The 18,044-nt window shown below is 36.3% G+C and carries 19 protein-coding genes and 1 riboswitch; of the genes, 14 read left to right on the forward strand and 5 right to left on the reverse strand.

Annotated features, from left to right (window positions below):
* Positions 1–310: 310 nt before the first annotated feature.
* A riboswitch (M-box (ykoK) riboswitch) is annotated at positions 311–478 on the reverse strand.
* Positions 479–674: 196 nt separating this feature from the next.
* Entirely contained in the window at positions 675–926 is a 252-nt protein-coding gene (locus ABH959_RS06165; protein WP_000656495.1) for a DUF3932 family protein, read from the reverse strand.
* A 189-nt stretch (positions 927–1,115) separates the two neighbouring features.
* Between ABH959_RS06165 and rnz the strand changes: the two genes are divergently transcribed.
* The 4 genes from rnz to sdaAA all read left to right on the forward strand — a co-directional run bounded on the left by rnz (position 1,116) and on the right by sdaAA (position 4,494).
* On the forward strand, positions 1,116–2,039 hold the full coding sequence (gene rnz / locus ABH959_RS06170; protein WP_113937105.1) for a ribonuclease Z: 924 nt from the start codon (positions 1,116–1,118) through the stop codon (positions 2,037–2,039).
* 715 nt (positions 2,040–2,754) lie between these two features.
* A complete protein-coding gene (locus tag ABH959_RS06175) occupies positions 2,755–2,892 on the forward strand; it encodes a hypothetical protein (RefSeq protein ID WP_002066987.1) in 138 nt (45 codons plus the stop codon).
* A gap of 45 nt (positions 2,893–2,937) precedes the next feature.
* Positions 2,938–3,597, forward strand: a complete 660-nt coding sequence (gene sdaAB, locus ABH959_RS06180; protein ID WP_002088527.1) for an L-serine ammonia-lyase, iron-sulfur-dependent subunit beta — start codon at positions 2,938–2,940, stop codon at positions 3,595–3,597.
* A gap of 18 nt (positions 3,598–3,615) precedes the next feature.
* Entirely contained in the window at positions 3,616–4,494 is an 879-nt protein-coding gene (sdaAA, locus tag ABH959_RS06185; RefSeq protein WP_002033842.1) for an L-serine ammonia-lyase, iron-sulfur-dependent, subunit alpha, read from the forward strand.
* A 57-nt stretch (positions 4,495–4,551) separates the two neighbouring features.
* Here the strand turns inward: sdaAA and proI are convergent, their stop codons facing one another.
* Positions 4,552–5,391, reverse strand: coding sequence for a pyrroline-5-carboxylate reductase ProI (proI, locus tag ABH959_RS06190; protein ID WP_002129014.1), 840 nt, complete (start codon positions 5,389–5,391; stop codon positions 4,552–4,554).
* Positions 5,392–5,557: 166 nt separating this feature from the next.
* On the opposite strand from proI, the gene ABH959_RS06195 reads away from it, so the two are divergent.
* Positions 5,558–6,511: an MBL fold metallo-hydrolase gene (locus ABH959_RS06195; protein ID WP_113937107.1), complete on the forward strand. Its 954-nt coding sequence runs from the start codon at positions 5,558–5,560 to the stop codon at positions 6,509–6,511.
* 9 nt (positions 6,512–6,520) lie between these two features.
* Positions 6,521–7,315 carry an SDR family oxidoreductase gene (locus ABH959_RS06200; RefSeq protein ID WP_404492384.1) on the forward strand — a complete coding sequence of 265 codons (795 nt, stop codon included), beginning with the start codon at positions 6,521–6,523 and terminating at the stop codon, positions 7,313–7,315.
* A 29-nt stretch (positions 7,316–7,344) separates the two neighbouring features.
* On the opposite strand, the gene ABH959_RS06205 is transcribed toward ABH959_RS06200, so the two are convergent.
* A complete protein-coding gene (locus ABH959_RS06205) occupies positions 7,345–7,530 on the reverse strand; it encodes a YqzH family protein (RefSeq protein WP_242307720.1) in 186 nt (61 codons plus the stop codon).
* A 224-nt stretch (positions 7,531–7,754) separates the two neighbouring features.
* Between ABH959_RS06205 and argC the strand changes: the two genes are divergently transcribed.
* From argC to ABH959_RS06240, 7 genes are all read left to right on the forward strand, one after another.
* Positions 7,755–8,792: an N-acetyl-gamma-glutamyl-phosphate reductase gene (argC, locus tag ABH959_RS06210; RefSeq protein ID WP_002066994.1), complete on the forward strand. Its 1,038-nt coding sequence runs from the start codon at positions 7,755–7,757 to the stop codon at positions 8,790–8,792.
* 10 nt (positions 8,793–8,802) lie between these two features.
* Positions 8,803–10,026: a bifunctional glutamate N-acetyltransferase/amino-acid acetyltransferase ArgJ gene (argJ, locus tag ABH959_RS06215; protein WP_404492385.1), complete on the forward strand. Its 1,224-nt coding sequence runs from the start codon at positions 8,803–8,805 to the stop codon at positions 10,024–10,026.
* A gap of 11 nt (positions 10,027–10,037) precedes the next feature.
* A complete protein-coding gene (gene argB / locus ABH959_RS06220) occupies positions 10,038–10,805 on the forward strand; it encodes an acetylglutamate kinase (RefSeq protein WP_404492386.1) in 768 nt (255 codons plus the stop codon).
* On the forward strand, positions 10,802–11,962 hold the full coding sequence (locus ABH959_RS06225) for an acetylornithine transaminase (RefSeq protein WP_404492387.1): 1,161 nt from the start codon (positions 10,802–10,804) through the stop codon (positions 11,960–11,962). Before argB ends, ABH959_RS06225 begins: the two co-directional genes overlap by 4 nt.
* Before the next feature lie 12 nt (positions 11,963–11,974).
* A complete protein-coding gene (gene argF, locus ABH959_RS06230) occupies positions 11,975–12,925 on the forward strand; it encodes an ornithine carbamoyltransferase (protein ID WP_002014968.1) in 951 nt (316 codons plus the stop codon).
* Positions 12,926–13,073: 148 nt separating this feature from the next.
* A complete protein-coding gene (locus ABH959_RS06235) occupies positions 13,074–13,625 on the forward strand; it encodes a DUF2062 domain-containing protein (RefSeq protein ID WP_002088510.1) in 552 nt (183 codons plus the stop codon).
* Between the two features lie 58 nt (positions 13,626–13,683).
* Complete coding sequence (locus tag ABH959_RS06240; protein ID WP_404492388.1) at positions 13,684–13,896, forward strand: hypothetical protein; 213 nt, start codon at positions 13,684–13,686, stop codon at positions 13,894–13,896.
* Positions 13,897–13,920: 24 nt separating this feature from the next.
* Here ABH959_RS06240 and ABH959_RS06245 read toward each other — a convergent pair whose 3' ends face one another.
* On the reverse strand, positions 13,921–14,367 hold the full coding sequence (locus tag ABH959_RS06245) for a MarR family winged helix-turn-helix transcriptional regulator (RefSeq protein WP_113937112.1): 447 nt from the start codon (positions 14,365–14,367) through the stop codon (positions 13,921–13,923).
* A 72-nt stretch (positions 14,368–14,439) separates the two neighbouring features.
* Positions 14,440–15,219, reverse strand: coding sequence for a GDSL-type esterase/lipase family protein (locus tag ABH959_RS06250; RefSeq protein ID WP_113937113.1), 780 nt, complete (start codon positions 15,217–15,219; stop codon positions 14,440–14,442).
* 365 nt (positions 15,220–15,584) lie between these two features.
* On the opposite strand from ABH959_RS06250, the gene cpdB reads away from it, so the two are divergent.
* Positions 15,585–18,038 (forward strand): bifunctional 2',3'-cyclic-nucleotide 2'-phosphodiesterase/3'-nucleotidase, encoded by a 2,454-nt coding sequence (gene cpdB, locus ABH959_RS06255; protein WP_404492389.1) that lies wholly within the window; start codon positions 15,585–15,587, stop codon positions 18,036–18,038.
* Positions 18,039–18,044: the final 6 nt, after the last annotated feature.

An 18,044-nucleotide genomic window follows, 5' to 3' on the forward strand; every position in this document is an offset into this window, starting at 1 on the left:
GAAGGAGGAAACAATCTGTTACTCGACTATTTAAAATTGGGAGGAACAGCTTCTTTCCTACCTACATGGTGAAATATTAATGTAAAACATATGGGTATCTGGGCCGAATCATCACTTGCCACTGTTCCTCACCTCCGTACAATTAGTAGTTTCTGAATATGCTATGTTTGTTTCATAGTAAGGTGCATAAAGACATAAAAAAGACCTTTACTCAAAACGAGTAAAGGTCTGAATTCGTAGTCAAAAAGAGTCAACAACAAAGACTGTTAGTAAACATAGATAAAAACAGTTTTTGTGTATGACAAAACATACGCACCTCTCCCTCGTTGAGTTTTAGCACTGTATAGCATAGGTACTGAAACCAGCTACGTTAAGAAAGGCCTTCATTCCGACCTTTCCTGTTGACCCATTGGCGTCTCTCGACATTTTTGGGCAGCAGCGTTTCTCTATACAGGAGCCTCACCTAACAGAGACCATATTCAATTACAAGTTGAATGTTAGCACTGTAAAATCGTAGTGTCAATATCTTTTTAATCTATTTTTTCGAAAAATCAAATAGATTTATGATGGCTATATAGTAGGAAATAAGCGGAGTTTTTGAAATAAGGCGGGAAAATAAATACTTTAATGAACATAAATAAAAAGCACTGTAATCAGTGCTTTTTTATTTTAGATTATGAGATTGTAGCATTTTCAAAAATAACAATTTCTGAACTGTTTGTTGTTGAAACGCGTTGTGCGTAATATGTTAAAGCTGAAGAAATATATGTTGGTAACGAATCATTTGTATGTGTTGTTGTATATTCATGGATTAATTCTTTTAAAGTCGTCCATTCTAATTGTGCTGGGTGATCAGAAACGAAAGAACTTACCCAGCGATCAAATGAAGATGAAAAATCAGTTTGTAAACGAAATGCTTCTTTCATAATAAAACGCTCCCTTAAAATGTAGTATAATCATTTTACCATAAAACACGAACGATAGCTAAATTTTTCGAGTATAACGTTCGTGTTATATAGTTGTCTAGATGATTGGTTATGTAAATTCGATTTGCCATTTGAAATAACATTCCGTAAGATGAAAGATAGATTATATAAAGAGCTGGAGGAAAGAAAGTGGAATTTGTATTTTTAGGAACTGGTGCAGGTGTTCCTTCGAAAGGAAGGAATGTTTCAGCAATTGCTCTGCAATTGCTAGAAGAACGAGGACAGACTTGGTTATTTGATTGTGGCGAGGCGACGCAACATCAAATATTACATACATCAGTACGTCCACGCCGCATTGAAAAAATATTTATTACGCATTTACATGGTGATCATATTTTTGGGTTGCCTGGTTTATTAGGAAGCCGTTCGTTTCAAGGAGGGACTACACCTTTAACAGTGTATGGACCAAAAGGAATTAAACAATTTATTGAAGTGGCATTATCAGTAAGTACGACACATGTTAAATATCCGCTTGAAATCGTTGAGATTACGGAAGAAGGTATTGTGTTTGAGGATAATGAATTTTGTGTAGAAACAAAAAGGTTATCACATGGAATTGAATGTTTCGGATATCGAATTGTAGAGAAAGATATACAGGGAGCTCTTTTAGTGGATAAGTTACTGGGAATGGGTGTGAAACCTGGTCCAGTTTTTAAACGCTTAAAAGATGGTGAAGTAGTTGAATTAGAGAATGGCACAGTGTTAGATGGAAAAGATTTTATTGGCCCGCCTCAAAAAGGAAGAGTTATTACAATTTTAGGCGATACACGATATTGCGAAGCGAGTAGAGAGCTTGCGCAAGATGCTGACGTACTTGTTCATGAAGCAACTTTTGCGGCAGAAGATGAACAACAAGCGTATGATTATTTTCATTCCACATCTAAGCAAGCTGCGAGTATTGCACTTCAGGCAAATGCAAAACGCTTAATATTGACTCATATTAGTTCTCGTTATCAAGGAGATACATATAAGGAATTATTGAAAGAGGCAAGAGAGCTATTTTCTAATACAGAAATAGCTACGGATTTAAAATCATTTCCAGTAGACAGATAATAATGTTGTGAAAAAATGGTGACGATAGGTTGCCATTTTTTTTATTTCTAAAAAAAATTAAAAATAAAACTGTTATCATTTTATTTTTATATAGGATGAAACAGAAAGTTTTAATGATGTGAAGATATAGGGTAAAAATACATAATACCGATCATTTAGAAAAACTGTTATATAAGTCAGACGACATACGAGTGGTACAAGTAGCAAAAACGGATTTTTATTCAGAACTTTTAAAATTCATTAAAAGTAAGCGTTTTATTAAAAACAAGCTATAATGAGGGCAGATTATAATTTATCCCGCTATTTGCGGACAGTAAGACTCCCACCTCAGAATTCGGCGAATGCGAGGAAGTTAGGTGGGAGATAACTGCCCGTAAAAGCCCGATTGGTGTGGGCTAATAATCAGTGGGGGATGGACAAAACCCCCACTGATTAAAGTTTCACTTTATTGTAGGCTACATGCGTTTTAGCCATTTGTCATAACAAGTGAAGTTGACTAAATCGTGAGAGAGCAACATGGAAATTATAATAGGAAGGATATTACTATTATTTGTACTAAGTCTTTTTTCACTTTTTAGCTTTAAAACATCAAAAGGTATGAAAGCAATGGGAGTTTCACTTGTTTATGCTATGCTTGTAAGGGGTTCTGTGTTAAACTTTGGATTGCTACCAGACTTTATTATGGACTATCTTATATTATTTTTAAATGCAGGTAATGCTAAGTTTCTTATTTATTATTATAACTGGTATTATTTCAGGATATATTGCTTCACTGTTATTCAAAAACTATCCAATTCTTACAGCGGAACAAATTCGTGGTACGACTGGAACAGCAACCGATTCGGTAGCTTAATAGAATAGTAAATAATTTTTTCATAGAGGTTTAGGGGGAGTTATGATGAAGTATCGCTCAGTGTTTGATATTATTGGTCCGGTTATGATTGGTCCATCAAGTTCACATACAGCAGGCGCGGCAAGAATGGGGCAAGTTGCTCGTCAGCTGTTTCGTCATGAACCAGAGAGAGTTAGCATTTCATTATATGGTTCATTTGCAAAAACATACCGTGGTCACGGTACGGATGTAGCGCTAATCGGTGGAATACTAGGATTTGAAACAGATGATTTACGTATTCCAAGTGCGTTAGATATTGCAAAAGAACGCGGGATTGAAGTGGAATTCATTGAAGAAGATGCAAATGCTCCGCATCCAAATACAGCGAAAATTCGTCTGTATAAAGGTGAAGAGGAAATTGAAGTTGTTGCTTGCTCAATTGGTGGCGGTAAAATTGAAGTTGTAGAATTAAACGGATTCGATCTTCAATTAACAGGCACGAGTCCAGCACTACTTATTGTAAATAACGATCGCTTTGGTGCTATCGCAGCTGTAGCTTCAATCCTTGCTAAGCATGAGATTAACATAAGTACAATGAGTGTTTCTCGTAAAGAAAAAGGAAGAAGAGCGCTTATGGTCATTGAAACAGATGAATTATTAGCAGATGAAGTAATTGCGGAAATAAATGGGCAACAAAATATTTGTCAAGTAACTATTATGGATTAATTGCAGGGGGGACACACCATGTTTCGGAACGCAGCGGAACTAGTGGCGCAAGCTAAAGAGCAAAATGTAAAAATCGCAGAAATTATGATTCAATGTGAAATGCAAACAAGAAATATCTCACGTGAAGAAGTAATTGCTGGAATGGAAAAGAACTTAGTCGTGATGGAACAAGCAGTAGAACGCGGTATTCGTGGTGTAAAATCACCGACTGGTTTAACTGGCGGGGATGCTGTGAAAGTCCAAGCGTATATGCAGAGTGGAAAAGGCTTATCTGGAGATACGATTTTGGACGCAGTGAGTAAAGCTGTTGCGACAAATGAAGTAAATGCGGCGATGGGAATTATTTGTGCAACACCAACAGCAGGGTCTGCTGGAACAGTGCCAGGTGTACTGTTTGCATTGCAAGAAAAATTACAGCCGACACGCGAAGAAATGATTGAATTTTTATTTACAGCAGGAGCTTTCGGTATGGTTGTTGCGAATAATGCTTGTATTTCTGGCGCGGCAGGTGGTTGCCAAGCTGAAGTAGGTTCAGCAAGTGGAATGGCAGCTGCAGCAGCAGTTGAGATGGCTGGTGGAACACAAGATCAAGCAGCTACAGCGATGGCGATTTCATTAAAGAATATGCTTGGTTTAGTATGTGATCCTGTTGCAGGGCTTGTAGAAGTACCTTGTGTAAAACGTAATGCAGCAGGAGCTGCGAATGCCATGATTTCAGCTGATTTATCATTAGCTGGTGTAACTAGTACAATTCCATGTGATGAAGTCATTGAGGCGATGTTTAGAATTGGACAAACGATGCCAGTAGCACTTCGTGAAACAGCAGAAGGTGGCCTTGCAGCAACACCGACAGGTCGTCGTTTGCAAGAAGAGATTTTTGGTAAGAGTAATAACTAAAAGCATATCATATGATTAAAGTAAAAACGGAGCTCAAATAAAGTTGAGCTCCGTTTTTTATTTTTCTTTTGCTATTTCTTCTAATGTTTTTCCAAGATCGTGTGATCGTTTCGTTGCTTGTGTAATACATGAGATTAATGCTTGTTGAAAATTATGCTCCTGTAATACTTCAATACCTGCTTCAGTTGTTCCGCCAGGAGAAGTAATTTCTTTTCGCAAAATAGAAGGGTGTTTTTCGCTTGCTTTTAGCATTTCAGCAGAACCAATCATCGTCTGAAGAATAAGAGATTTTGCAACATCTTCTTTTAAACCAATTTTTTTTGCTGCCTCTTCCAGTGCTTCTACCACGTAATAAATATAAGCTGGTCCACTTCCGGATAATGCAGTGATAGCATGCATATCTTCTTCTTCTACTACAGAGACGAGACCAATCGTTTCAAATAAAGATGTTGCAGTGCGAATATGTTCCTCTGTTGTGTGTTCTGAAGGTGAGATAGCGGTAGCGGATTTTAAAATGGCTGCAGATGTATTTGGCATTGCACGAATAATCGGAACGTCTTTTTGAAGTAGGTTTCTAATTGAATGAGTAGAAACACCTGCTAATAACGAAATAATAAGCAAGTCATTATTTATGTATTCTTTAAGAGGAATAACCGCTTCTGCGACATCTTTTGGCTTCATAGCTAGAAAAAGAATATTTGCATCAGCAAGTAATTCCTTTTTATTATGTGTACCTTTGACACCGTATTTTTTATGTAACTCCTGTAATCTTGTCTCGTTAGAACGATTACTTACAGTGACGTGTTCTCCCTTAACAACATTTGCGTTTAATAAGCCACCAATAATCGCTTCGGCAATAGAGCCTGCACCGAGAAAGGAAATGTTTTGCATAGACATGATGTGCCTCCTTTAAATTTGGTTAGAAATACTTATAAATGTACATACATTCGTTTTTTTATGGAAAAGACCTCTTTTTATCTGAAAATAATGACAAATTTATAGGGAAGTTGTAAACTGAAGAGGTATTCATTTTTGAACCGGAAAAAGACAGGGGGGGCTAAGCATGACGGCGATTCATCGAATGGAGATTCCTGTTCCATTTGCAGTTGAGACAGTGAATGTGTTTTTAGTTGAGGGAGAAACATTAACGTTAATTGATACAGGGACAAATACAGAAGAAGCAAAGAAAGCACTAGAAAGTCAATTAGGTGCATTAGGATATAAGATAGAAGATATTGAAACGGTAGTGATTACGCATCACCATGCGGATCATTGCGGACTTTTAAATACATTTTCTGAAAAAGTAAAGATTATCGGACATCCTTGGAATGAACCGTGGATTACACAGAATGCTGAATTTTTAAAGAGGTATCATGAATTTTTTAAAGAGACAGCCTTGCAGTTCGGCGTTCCAGCAGTATTTCTGAATGGTGAGGCGTTATTGACGACGAAGACACTTAAATATTCTTGTAATAGATCGTTAACACATACCGTGAGAGAGGGAGATCGTATAGATTCGTTACCTGGATTTATAGTGATTGAAACCCCGGGTCATGCTTCCACTCATATTTCATTATATAGAGAATCTGATGGAATATTAATTGGTGGGGATGCTCTCATTAGTCATATTTCTTCAAATCCAATATTAGAACCACCATATGAAGGGCAAACAGAAAGAGCGCATCCTTTATTGCAGTACAATCAAACGTTAAAACGTTTAAGTGAAATGAATATTTCACGGATTTTATCAGGGCATGGGGAAGATGTTCTGAATGTGAAACAACTTATTGAAACAAGATTACAAAAGCAAGAGACACGTGCTTTTAAAGTGCTTGAACTATTAAAGGAAAAGCCAATGACAGCATTTGAGGTGTGTGTAAAACTATTTCCGGTATTATATAAAGAGCAATTGCCACTTACTATCTCAGAAACTGTTGGACAATTAGACTTTTTAGCATATAATCAACAAGTGATGATTGATGAATCTTCACAACAATTGATTTATTATGCAAAGTAGGTGACAGCAATGACGGGACGTTTACAAGAAAAAGTAATCGTCATTACAGGTGCTTCTAGTGGAATTGGAGAGCAAGTTGCAATGCAGGTTGCAGAGCAAGGGGCGACGCCGGTATTAATGGCTCGAACAGAAGAGAAGCTACAAGCATTAGCAGACAAAATTAAAGTAACTTATAATACGCCTTGCTATTACTATGTATTAGATGTAAGTGAAGAAACGAAAGTACAATCTGTTTTTTCAAAGGTATTACAAGAAGTAGGACGTATTGATATATTGGTAAATAATGCTGGGTTTGGTATTTTTAAAACGTTTGAAGATGCTTCAATGGATGAAGTAAAGGATATGTTTCAAGTAAATGTATTTGGATTAGTAGCTTGTACGAAAGCGGTATTACCTAATATGGTAAAAAGGAACGAAGGACAAATTATTAATATTGCTTCATTGGCTGGAAAAATTGCAACTCCGAAGTCGAGTGCTTATGCAGCGACAAAACATGCTGTATTAGGATTTACGAATAGTTTACGTATGGAGCTATCTAACACAAATGTGTATGTAACAGCAATTAACCCAGGACCGATAGATACGAACTTTTTTGAAATAGCCGATCAATCAGGTACATATGTGAAAAATATGGGACGTTACATGTTAAAACCAACATATGTAGCAGAACAAACCGTAAAGGCGATGCAAACGAAAAAACGTGAAGTAAACTTGCCGAAGTGGATGGGAATGGGGCCAAAGCTCTACGCATTATTCCCAGGTTTATTTGAACGCATTGCAGGCAAATCATTAAGTAAAAAATAGGAGATTTCCATATGGAAATCTCCTATTTTTTATTTTCCAGTCACATAATCGTAAACGATATCCTCAACAGCCTCGTATACATCAATTTCAGTATTTGAATGAATTATCATTTGAATATGTTTAATTAGCATTGCCTGATCCTCTTTTGAAACAGGATTACATTGATATTGCCGAAAACTTTTTATAATCATTTTCTCAATTAATTTTTTATTCATGTTTTTCCCCGCCTGTATGTATACATGTATTGTTTTATTGTACTTGAAGTGAAATAAAAATACTACTATGCACTATTTTTGCATAAAAATCCACTTATATATATCACTTTTATAGTGAGGTTAATATTTTGAAGTTTTTAAAAATTATAAATATTTAATTGACTTTATAATTATGCAATATTATAATCAAACTTAATTTAAAGAATAGATATGAGGAGGAGCTTATGAAAGTCGCAATTATTGGAGCAACTGGATATGGAGGTATTGAGTTAATTCGGTTATTAGAGCAACATCCATATTTTTCGATAGCATCTCTCCATTCTTTTTCACAAGTTGGTGAATTTATAACAAATGTATACCCGCATTTTCGAAATGTTCTTGTCCATACGTTACAAGAAATTGATGCGGAGAAAATAGAGAAGGAAGCTGAAATTGTATTTTTAGCAACTCCAGCGGGAGTATCGGCAGAGTTAACACCAAAATTATTGGCAGTAGGTTTAAAAGTAATTGACCTATCTGGAGACTTTCGTATGATAGATCCCTCGTCATATGAATTGTGGTATAAAAGGCCAGCTGCACAGGAAGAACTTCTTAGGAAAGCAGTATATGGATTAAGTGAATGGAAAAGGCCTGAGATCCAAAATGCAAATTTAATTGCAAACCCAGGATGTTTTGCTACAGCTGCATTATTAGCGGTAGCGCCGTTAGTACGTAGCGGCATGATTGAAGAAGCTTCGATTATTATTGATGCGAAATCAGGAGTATCTGGAGCGGGCAAAACGCCAACAACAATGACTCACTTTCCTGAGTTATACGATAACTTACACATTTATAAAGTTAATCAGCATCAGCATGTTCCTGAGATTGAGCAAATGCTTGCAGAGTGGAATCGTGAAACGAAGCCAATCACGTTTAGTACACATTTAATACCGATATCACGAGGGATTATGATTACACTTTATGCGAAAGTGAAAGAGGAAATGAAAATAGAGCAACTTCAAAAGTTGTATGAAGAAACGTATGAATACTCAGCTTTCGTTCGAGTTCGCTCGCAAGGAGAATTTCCAAGTCCGAAAGAAGTAAGGGGCTCAAATTATTGTGATATTGGGATAGCTTACGATGAAAGAACAGAAAGAGTTACGGTCGTTTCTGTTATAGACAATATGATGAAAGGTGCGGCAGGGCAAGCAGTTCAAAATGCAAATTTATTAGCGGGACTAGAAGAGACAACGGGTTTACAGCATATGCCGCTTTATCCATAAGGGGGAAATTATGATTAAAGCATCGTCTATTACAAAATTAGCAAATGGTTCAATTGTTACACCAAAAGGCTTTTTGGCAATCGGTACTGCAAATGGTCTGAAAAAGGTGAAAAAGGATATGGGTGCAATCGTTTGTGAGGTGCCAGCATCATGTGCCGCTGTGTATACAACAAATCAAATACAAGCAGCGCCGTTGCAAGTAACGAAGGATAGCATAGCAGCAGAAGGGAAATTACAAGCAATTGTTGTAAATAGCGGCAATGCAAATGCTTGTACGGGGATGAAAGGGTTGCAAGATGCTTATGAGATGCGAACATTAGGAGCGGAACACTTTGGAGTAAAAGAAAAGTACGTCGCAGTCGCTTCAACAGGTGTAATTGGAGTACCTTTACCGATGGATATCATTCGAAAGGGAATTGAATCTCTTGTGCCAACAAAGGAAGTAAGTGAAGCTTATTCTTTTTGTGAAGCAATTTTAACGACAGATCTTATAACGAAAGAAACTTGCTATGAGATGATAATTGATGGGGAAGCAGTGATCATTGCTGGGGTCGCAAAAGGTTCAGGGATGATCAAACCGAATATGGCAACGATGCTTAGTTTTATTACAACAGACGCCAATATAGAGCATGAAGTATTGCAAACAGCATTATCACAAATTACGAATCATACGTTTAATCAAATTACGGTGGACGGAGATACTTCTACAAATGATATGGTCATCGCTATGGCAAGTGGATTATCAGAAACGAAAACGATGAATATGGAACATGAAGACTGGGAAACTTTCGTAGTTGCTTTACAAAAGGTATGTGAAGATTTAGCGAAAAAAATTGCACAAGATGGTGAAGGTGCTACGAAGTTAATAGAAGTAAACGTGTTAGGGGCTAGAACAAATGAAGAAGCAAAGAAAATTGCAAAACAAATAGTCGGTTCCAGTCTTGTGAAAACAGCGATATACGGTGAGGACCCAAATTGGGGACGAATTATTAGTAGTACTGGACAGAGTGAAGTAATTATTAACCCAAATACAATTGATATCACTCTTCAATCTATTGTCGTATTAAAAAATAGTGAGCCTCAAATGTTTTCTGAAGAGGAAATGACAAAGAAATTACAAGAACATGAAATAAAAATTGATGTGTGTTTACATTTAGGAGATGAAACGGGATCAGCTTGGGGCTGCGACTTAAGTTATGAATATGTGAAAATAAATGCTTGTTATCGTACATAAGGAGAGAGAAGATGAGTGATTATATTGTAGTTAAATGTGGCGGTAGCATGTTGAATCGATTAAATAGTGTCTTTTTTGATTGTATAAAGAAATTGCAAAATAAGTATAAGGTTGTTATTGTCCATGGCGGTGGCCCAGAAATTGATGCCAAGTTAGAAGACTCTAATATCGAGATAGAAAAGAAAGATGGATTAAGAGTAACGCCGAAAGAGGTTATGGATGTTGTTCAAATGGTGCTATGCGGAAGTACGAATAAAAAATTCGTAATGAATTTACAAAAACATGATTTACTTGCGGTGGGGCTTTCAGGATGTGACGGTAATTTACTTCAAGTTCAACCTGTTGGCGAAGAGATGGGATATGTAGGAGAAGTGAGTTATGTAGAAACAGCCCTATTGAAAGGGTTGATAGATATGAATTATATTCCTGTCATTGCCCCAATTGGGATAAATGGTAATGAGGTTTATAACATAAATGCAGATACCGCTGCAGCTGGAATAGCATATGCACTATCCGCAAAAGAACTCATTTTTATAACGGACGTAGATGGAGTATTACACGAAGGAAGATTGGTAAAGAAAACGGATGAATATGAAATTCTTACTTTTATAGAACAAGGCGTCATTACAGGTGGAATGATTCCGAAAGTACAGGCGGCACTTACATCGTTAAAAATGGGAGTGAAAAAAGCTAGTATCGTAAATGGTACAAAGGATTTTACTGAGGTTACAGGAGAGTGTGTTGGAACTACGGTAACAAAAGGAGTGAGTATCGTATGACAAGTCATCTTTTTCAAACGTATGGGAGAAGAACTATTGACTTTGTAAAGGGCAATGGGGCGAAAGTTATTGATAAAAGTGGTGAGCAATATTTAGATTTTACTTCTGGTATTGGAGTATGTAACTTAGGACATTGTCATCCTACGGTTGTAAAGGCAGTAGAAAAGCAACTTAGAAATATATGGCATATATCTAACTTATTTACGAACTCCTTACAAGAAGAGGTCGCATCATTATTAACAGAAGATACAGCATTAGATCATGTGTTTTTTTGTAATAGCGGGGCGGAGGCAAATGAAGCGGCTTTAAAGCTAGCACGTAAGCATACTGGAAAATCTCTCGTAGTAACATGTGAACAATCTTTCCACGGGAGAACATTTGGAACGATGAGTGCAACAGGGCAAGATAAAGTGAAAGAAGGATTCGGTCCATTACTTCCGTCTTTTTTACATATACCATTTAACGACATACGAGCATTAGAGGAAGTAATGAATGAAGAAGTTGCGGCGGTAATGGTAGAAGTTATTCAAGGAGAAGGAGGAGTAATATTAGCTGATCCATCCTTTTTGAAGGAAATTGAAAAACTATGTAATGAGTACAATGCTCTTTTTATTATAGATGAAGTACAAACTGGAATAGGCAGAACAGGAACACTATTCGCTTATGAGCAAATGGGAATAGTTCCTGATATCGTTACCATCGCAAAGGCGCTTGGGAATGGTATTCCAGTTGGAGCGATGATTGGCCGGAAAGAACTAGGTTCTTCTTTTACTGCCGGGTCACACGGTTCAACTTTCGGTGGGAATTATATTGCTATGACTGCAGCGAAAGAAGTATTGCAATTCATTAAGGAACAATCGTTTTTTAAAGAGGTACAGGAAAAGGGCGAGTACGTATTAAAGAAATTGCAAGAAGAATTACGACACGTTGAATGTGTTCAAAATATTCGTGGTAAGGGACTTATGATTGGAATCGAATGTAAGCATGAGGTTGCAAATGTCATAGAACAACTAGAAAAAGCAGGACTTCTCGTATTACAAGCAGGGCCTAATGTTATAAGACTATTACCACCACTTATTGTAACGAATGAAGAGCTAGAACAGGCAATATATATGATAAAAAGAGTGGTTTGTACAAAAAATGCATCAATAATATAAGGGGGAAATTTCATGTCAACTGTACAAGTACCGAAATTAAATACGAAAGATCTTTTAACGTTAGAAGAATTGACGCAAGAAGAAATCATTTCTTTAATTGAGTTCGCTATATATTTAAAAAAGAACAAGCAGGAGCCTTTATTACAAGGGAAAATATTAGGTCTCATTTTTGATAAACATTCAACCCGTACGCGCGTTTCTTTTGAAGCAGGAATGGTACAGCTCGGAGGACATGGAATGTTTTTAAGTGGAAAAGAGATGCAAATTGGCAGAGGAGAAACGGTGTCAGATACTGCGAAAGTACTATCTCATTATATTGATGGAATTATGATACGCACATTTTCGCATGCGGATGTAGAGGAGCTTGCAAAAGAGTCCAGTATCCCAGTTATTAACGGTTTAACTGATGATCATCATCCTTGCCAAGCGTTGGCAGATTTAATGACGATATATGAAGAAGTTCATACGTTTAAAGGGGTTAAATTAGCTTATGTAGGTGATGGGAATAATGTATGTCATTCACTATTGCTAGCGAGTGCAAAAGTCGGAATGAATATGACTGTGGCAACGCCTGTTGGGTATGAGCCGAATGAAGAAATTGTTAAAAAAGCATTAGCGATTGCTGATGAGACAGGGGCTGAAATTGAGATTTTGCATAATCCTGAATTAGCGGTAAGTGGAGCAGATTTTATTTATACTGACGTTTGGATGAGTATGGGCCAAGAAGGAGAAGCAGAAAAATATACTTTATTCCAGCCTTTCCAAGTAAATAAAGAGCTTGTTATACATGCAAAGCAAACATATCGTTTCCTGCACTGCCTGCCTGCTCATCGTGAAGAAGAAGTAACTGGAGAGATTATAGATGGGCCACAGTCTATCGTTTTTGAGCAAGCTGGTAACAGGTTGCACGCGCAAAAAGCTTTATTAGTGAGTTTATTTAAAAATATAGAAGAGCCTTCCTAAAAGGGAGGTTTTTTTATATTGAAATGTCGGATGTATATTTAGTTAATTATCTCTATATCATTTATAATAAAAAGAGAAAACTAAATTTGTTTTTCATATCATGTAAGGACATACTAGATAAAAAAATATAGTTAAAGAGATGATGAATTTGAAAACAACTAAGAAAACATATTCGTTTTTTCAGCGGATGTGGAGAATATTAAAGTTTCAATATTTTAAGTTACTTCGATCGCCAGAAGGAGCAAAGAAAGTGTCACTAGGTTTTGCTATTGGATTTGGTTTAGAAATGTTGGTGATTTATACGGCATCGCTCGTATATTTAATATTTTATCCAATTGTCAGGTTAGCAAAGGGATCTTTTCCAGCCGCAGTCATTGGTAATATTATTGGGAAAATATCGTTTCTCCCAGTATTTTTATTTCCGTTTGCTTATGCGCTAGGAAAAATGATTTACCCATTTCATGTACAGAAAATACATCATGAACCATTTACGATATCAGATTTGTTTTCGAGCCATATTTTTACGATGTTAAAGAGCTTATTACAGAGTGAAGTGTATGTATTAATTGGTATGACGATAATAGGAATTGTGTTTGGGGTAATTTCATATTTCGTTGTGCATTATTTATATGAAAAGAATCGTAAGTTACGTTTGAAGAAAAGAAAGAAACAAGTGAGAGAACCACTTGTTCAAATATAAAGAATGTCACATTCATTTTCTCCTTTGAATATGTTTAAGAAAAAGGGGGAGAGAATGAATGTATTATTACTACGTACCTCAAGTATATCCATATATAAATTATTATCCTGTAACTGGAGTGAGACAGCAATTCGGAGTATATCCGCAGCAACAAATACAGCAGATACAGCCAATGCAACAGCCTGAGCAGCAACCTGTTCAAGAACGAAAACCGTATTTAATGACATGGCCGTATTCAAATGTATATTATGGTAATTATTACGAATCATAAAGCTGCTTCTATTTAGAAGCAGCTTTATGCGTTTGTTTTCAAAATTAAATTTTGAATGGTTTTAAGAGAATAAATGAGCTTTTCACGCTCTTCCTCAGATAATGTTTGAAAATTTTCTTTTAGTTTGCCTAAAATGAATTGTTGATACTGACTTACTAACAATTTCCCTTCAGTTGTTAGGGAAATTAAAATGACCCTTCGATCTTTTTCGCTATAATGACGCTCTATTAGCTCTTCTTGAATAAGTTTGTTTAATAGAGGGGTCATGTTAGGCCGTGAAATCGCTAGCCGCTTGCCAATTTCTGAAACTGCTAATGTACCATTTTCATGCAAAAGCAGTAACACTTGCGTATGTGATGGCGGCATATGTCTTTGAGAAGAAAACTCTCCAGGAAGCATAAATTTGCGATAAAAAAGAGGCACTAGCGAAAGAAGATGATCAACAATACGTTCCCACTCGCGTGATTCCATATAATGGCCCCCTTCCACTATCATTGTAACAAAAAAGACAAGGTATAAAAATAGAATTGTTTCATGTTAGCCTTAATATTTGTAGGATAACACTTGCTTTGTAAATGTATTGGCAATAATCGCATAACCGTTATCATTTGGGTGTACTTGGTCAAATAGTAACTCTTTTTTATCATTCGATATTAATTTGCGAATTGGTAAAACGATCGACGGTTGATGTGCTTTTGAAATAGAATAAATAGAATCATTCCAACCGTCTAAAAACATATCTGCATAACTTGCGATGGAGTCCTCTAGTTGTAAAGGGTTATAGAGTTCAGAGAGAATGAGTAAAGCATTCGGATTTTGATCTCGAACGGTCTTTACAATGTTTTTTACATCCGTTTCAAAACGGGCTTTTTCTTTATTTAACATTTTAATACCATCTATAACACCTACATCACGATTTAAGCGGAATAAATTATTTCCTCCAATACTAATAGTAATGATATTTGCTTCCCTAATTTTTTGTTGAACATCTTCTGATTGAACTTTTTTTGCGAGACGATCTGTAGTAAGACCGTTTATCCCAAGGTTTTCTACTGTAATTGGTTTATGGATTTGTGTTTCTATTTGTCTAGAAGCTAATTCGGCAAATCCCCCTTGTGTAGATCCATATCCTTTTGCAAGTGAATCACCTAATACGAGGTGATAAAAAGAGTCATTCGTTTGCTTATAAATCCAACTCGGAGCAGATGTTTTTTCTGCTTTTCCTTCAGTTTCTTTTTGTTCTATCTCATCGTTCTTTTCAAAATTAGAACAAGAAATGATTAGAAGGAGGAGACAAACAATTGTTAAGATGACTTTTTTCATAAATTCATCCTCCTTGTAATTGGTAATTGTATCATATTCAGCAGTATTAGCAATGTAAGGGCATATTATATGTTTATGAAAAGTTTATAATAACTTTACAGAAAATTTGTTGAAGTTTGTCAAAAAATATTGACGATACGAAAGAACTTTATATATGATAATGTCAGATAAGGTGAAATTCTACTTAGTGGGAGCGTTATCTCCCGTTAATTGTTAGTTTTCATCAATCGGGCGTTTAAGGGGACTACTCGTTAGCGCAAGATGAAATGAAAATCGTGTCTCTAATAGAAGAAAAAAGGTATGTGGTTAGAGACAGATAGGGGTTCATTTCATTATTTCTGGTAATTGTATAAGGGGGATTTTTTGTGAAAAAGTCAAAAAAAATGCTAGCTGGAGCAACACTTGCTATTGGCGTTATAGCACCGCAAGTGTTGCCGACAACAGCTCATGCAGAGGAAAAAGCTGGGGAGAGTACAGTTAACTTACGAATTTTAGAAACATCAGATATTCACGTTAACTTAATGAATTACGATTATTATCAAACGAAAACAGATAATAAAGTAGGTCTCGTGCAAACTGCAACACTTGTTAATAAAGCACGTGAAGAAGCGAAGAACTCTGTCTTATTTGATGATGGGGATGCATTACAAGGTACGCCGCTTGGAGATTATGTAGCGAATAAAATAAATGATCAGAAGAATCCTGTTGATTCTAGTTATGTACATCCACTATATCGTGTAATGAATTTAATGAAGTATGACGTCATCTCTCTTGGGAACCATGAATTTAACTACGGTTTAGATTATTTAAACAAAGTGATTAGTAAAACAGAATTCCCAGTTATTAACTCAAACGTCTATAAAGACGATAAAGATAATAATGAAGAGAATGACCAAAATTACTTTAAACCATATCATATTTTTGAAAAAGAAGTAGAGGATGAATCTGGTCAAAAGCAAAAGGTGAAAATCGGTGTAATGGGATTTGTTCCACCCCAAGTTATGAACTGGGATAAAGCAAATTTAGAAGGAAAAGTAAAAGCGAAAGATATTGTTCAAACAGCGAAGAAAATGATACCGAAAATGAAAGAAGAAGGTGCAGACGTTATCGTTGCGTTAGCTCATTCAGGTGTTGATAAGAGTGGATACAATGTTGGCATGGAAAACGCTTCATATTATTTAACAGAGGTTCCTGGTGTAGATGCAGTATTAATGGGACATTCACATACTGAAGTGAAGGATGTATTTAATGGTGTTCCTGTTGTAATGCCTGGTGTTTTTGGAAGTAACTTAGGTATTATTGATATGCAATTGAAAAAGGTAAACGGAAAATGGGAAGTACAAAAAGAGCAATCGAAGCCGCAACTTCGTCCGATTGCTGATAGTAAAGGGAACCCATTAGTACAATCTGATCAAAGATTAGTTAATGAAATTAAGGATGATCATCAAGCGACAATTGATTATGTGAATACAGCTGTAGGAAAAACGACAGCGCCAATTAATAGTTATTTCTCATTAGTACAAGATGATCCTTCTGTACAACTTGTGACAAATGCACAAAAATGGTATGTAGAAAAACTATTCGCTGAAAACGGACAATATAGTAAATATAAAGGAATTCCAGTATTATCTGCAGGGGCGCCATTTAAAGCAGGTGGCCGAAACGGTGCTACATACTATACGGATATTCCAGCAGGGACGTTAGCAATTAAAAACGTAGCGGATTTATATGTATATCCAAATACGTTATATGCTGTAAAAGTAAACGGGGCACAAGTGAAAGAATGGCTTGAAATGTCTGCTGGTCAATTTAATCAAATTGATTCAAAGAAAACAGAAGAACAACCATTAGTAAATATAGGTTATCCTACATATAACTTTGATATTTTAGATGGCCTAAAATACGAAATTGACGTAACGCAACCAGCGAAATACGATAAAGATGGCAAAGTTGTAAATGAAAATACGAATCGTATTGTAAATATGACGTATGAAGGTAAGCCTGTAGCTGACAATCAAGAGTTTATTGTGGCTACAAACAACTATCGTGGAAGTAGCCAAACGTTCCCTGGTGTAAGTAAAGGCGAAGTTGTATACCAATCACAAGATGAAACGCGTCAAATTATTGTGAAGTACATGCAGGAAACACCAGTTATTAATCCAACAGCAGATCAAAATTGGGCGTTTAAACCGATTATTGCAGATAAATTAAATACAACATTTGATTCTTCACCAAATGCACAAAAATATATAAAGAAAGATGGAAAAATATCATATGTTGGACCATCTGAAAATGAATTCGCTAAATATGCAATTGATATAACGAAGAAGAATGATGATAAGGAAACTGGTGGAGAGAATCCAACGACACCGCCAACAGGTGAAGGCAATAATGGAGAGAATCCAACGACACCACCAACAGGTGAAGGTAATAATGGAGAGAATCCAACGACACCGCCAACAGGTGAAGGCAATAACGGAGGAAATCCAACGACACCACCAACAGGTGAAGGTAATAATGGAGAGAATCCAACGGCACCGCCAACAGGTGAAGGCAATAACGGAGGAAATCCAACGACACCACCAACGGATGAAGGTAATACTGTTAATGAACCAAAACAAGATGGAAACAACGCGGGATCTGGACAAACTACAACAGATAATCAAAATGAAAAAGAAACAACGAAAGTAAGTGAAGGTAAAGAAGAACGTGATTTACCGAAAACAGGTACAAGTGTTGCTTCTACAATTGGAGCAGGTCTGGCGTTTGTTGGAGCGGGATTACTTATGTTATTTAGAAGAAAGAAAGCGAATAGATAGTACAGT

The sequence above is a fragment of the Bacillus sp. RC51 genome (assembly GCF_044908115.1).
GTDB classification, from domain to species: domain Bacteria; phylum Bacillota; class Bacilli; order Bacillales; family Bacillaceae_G; genus Bacillus_A; species Bacillus_A mycoides.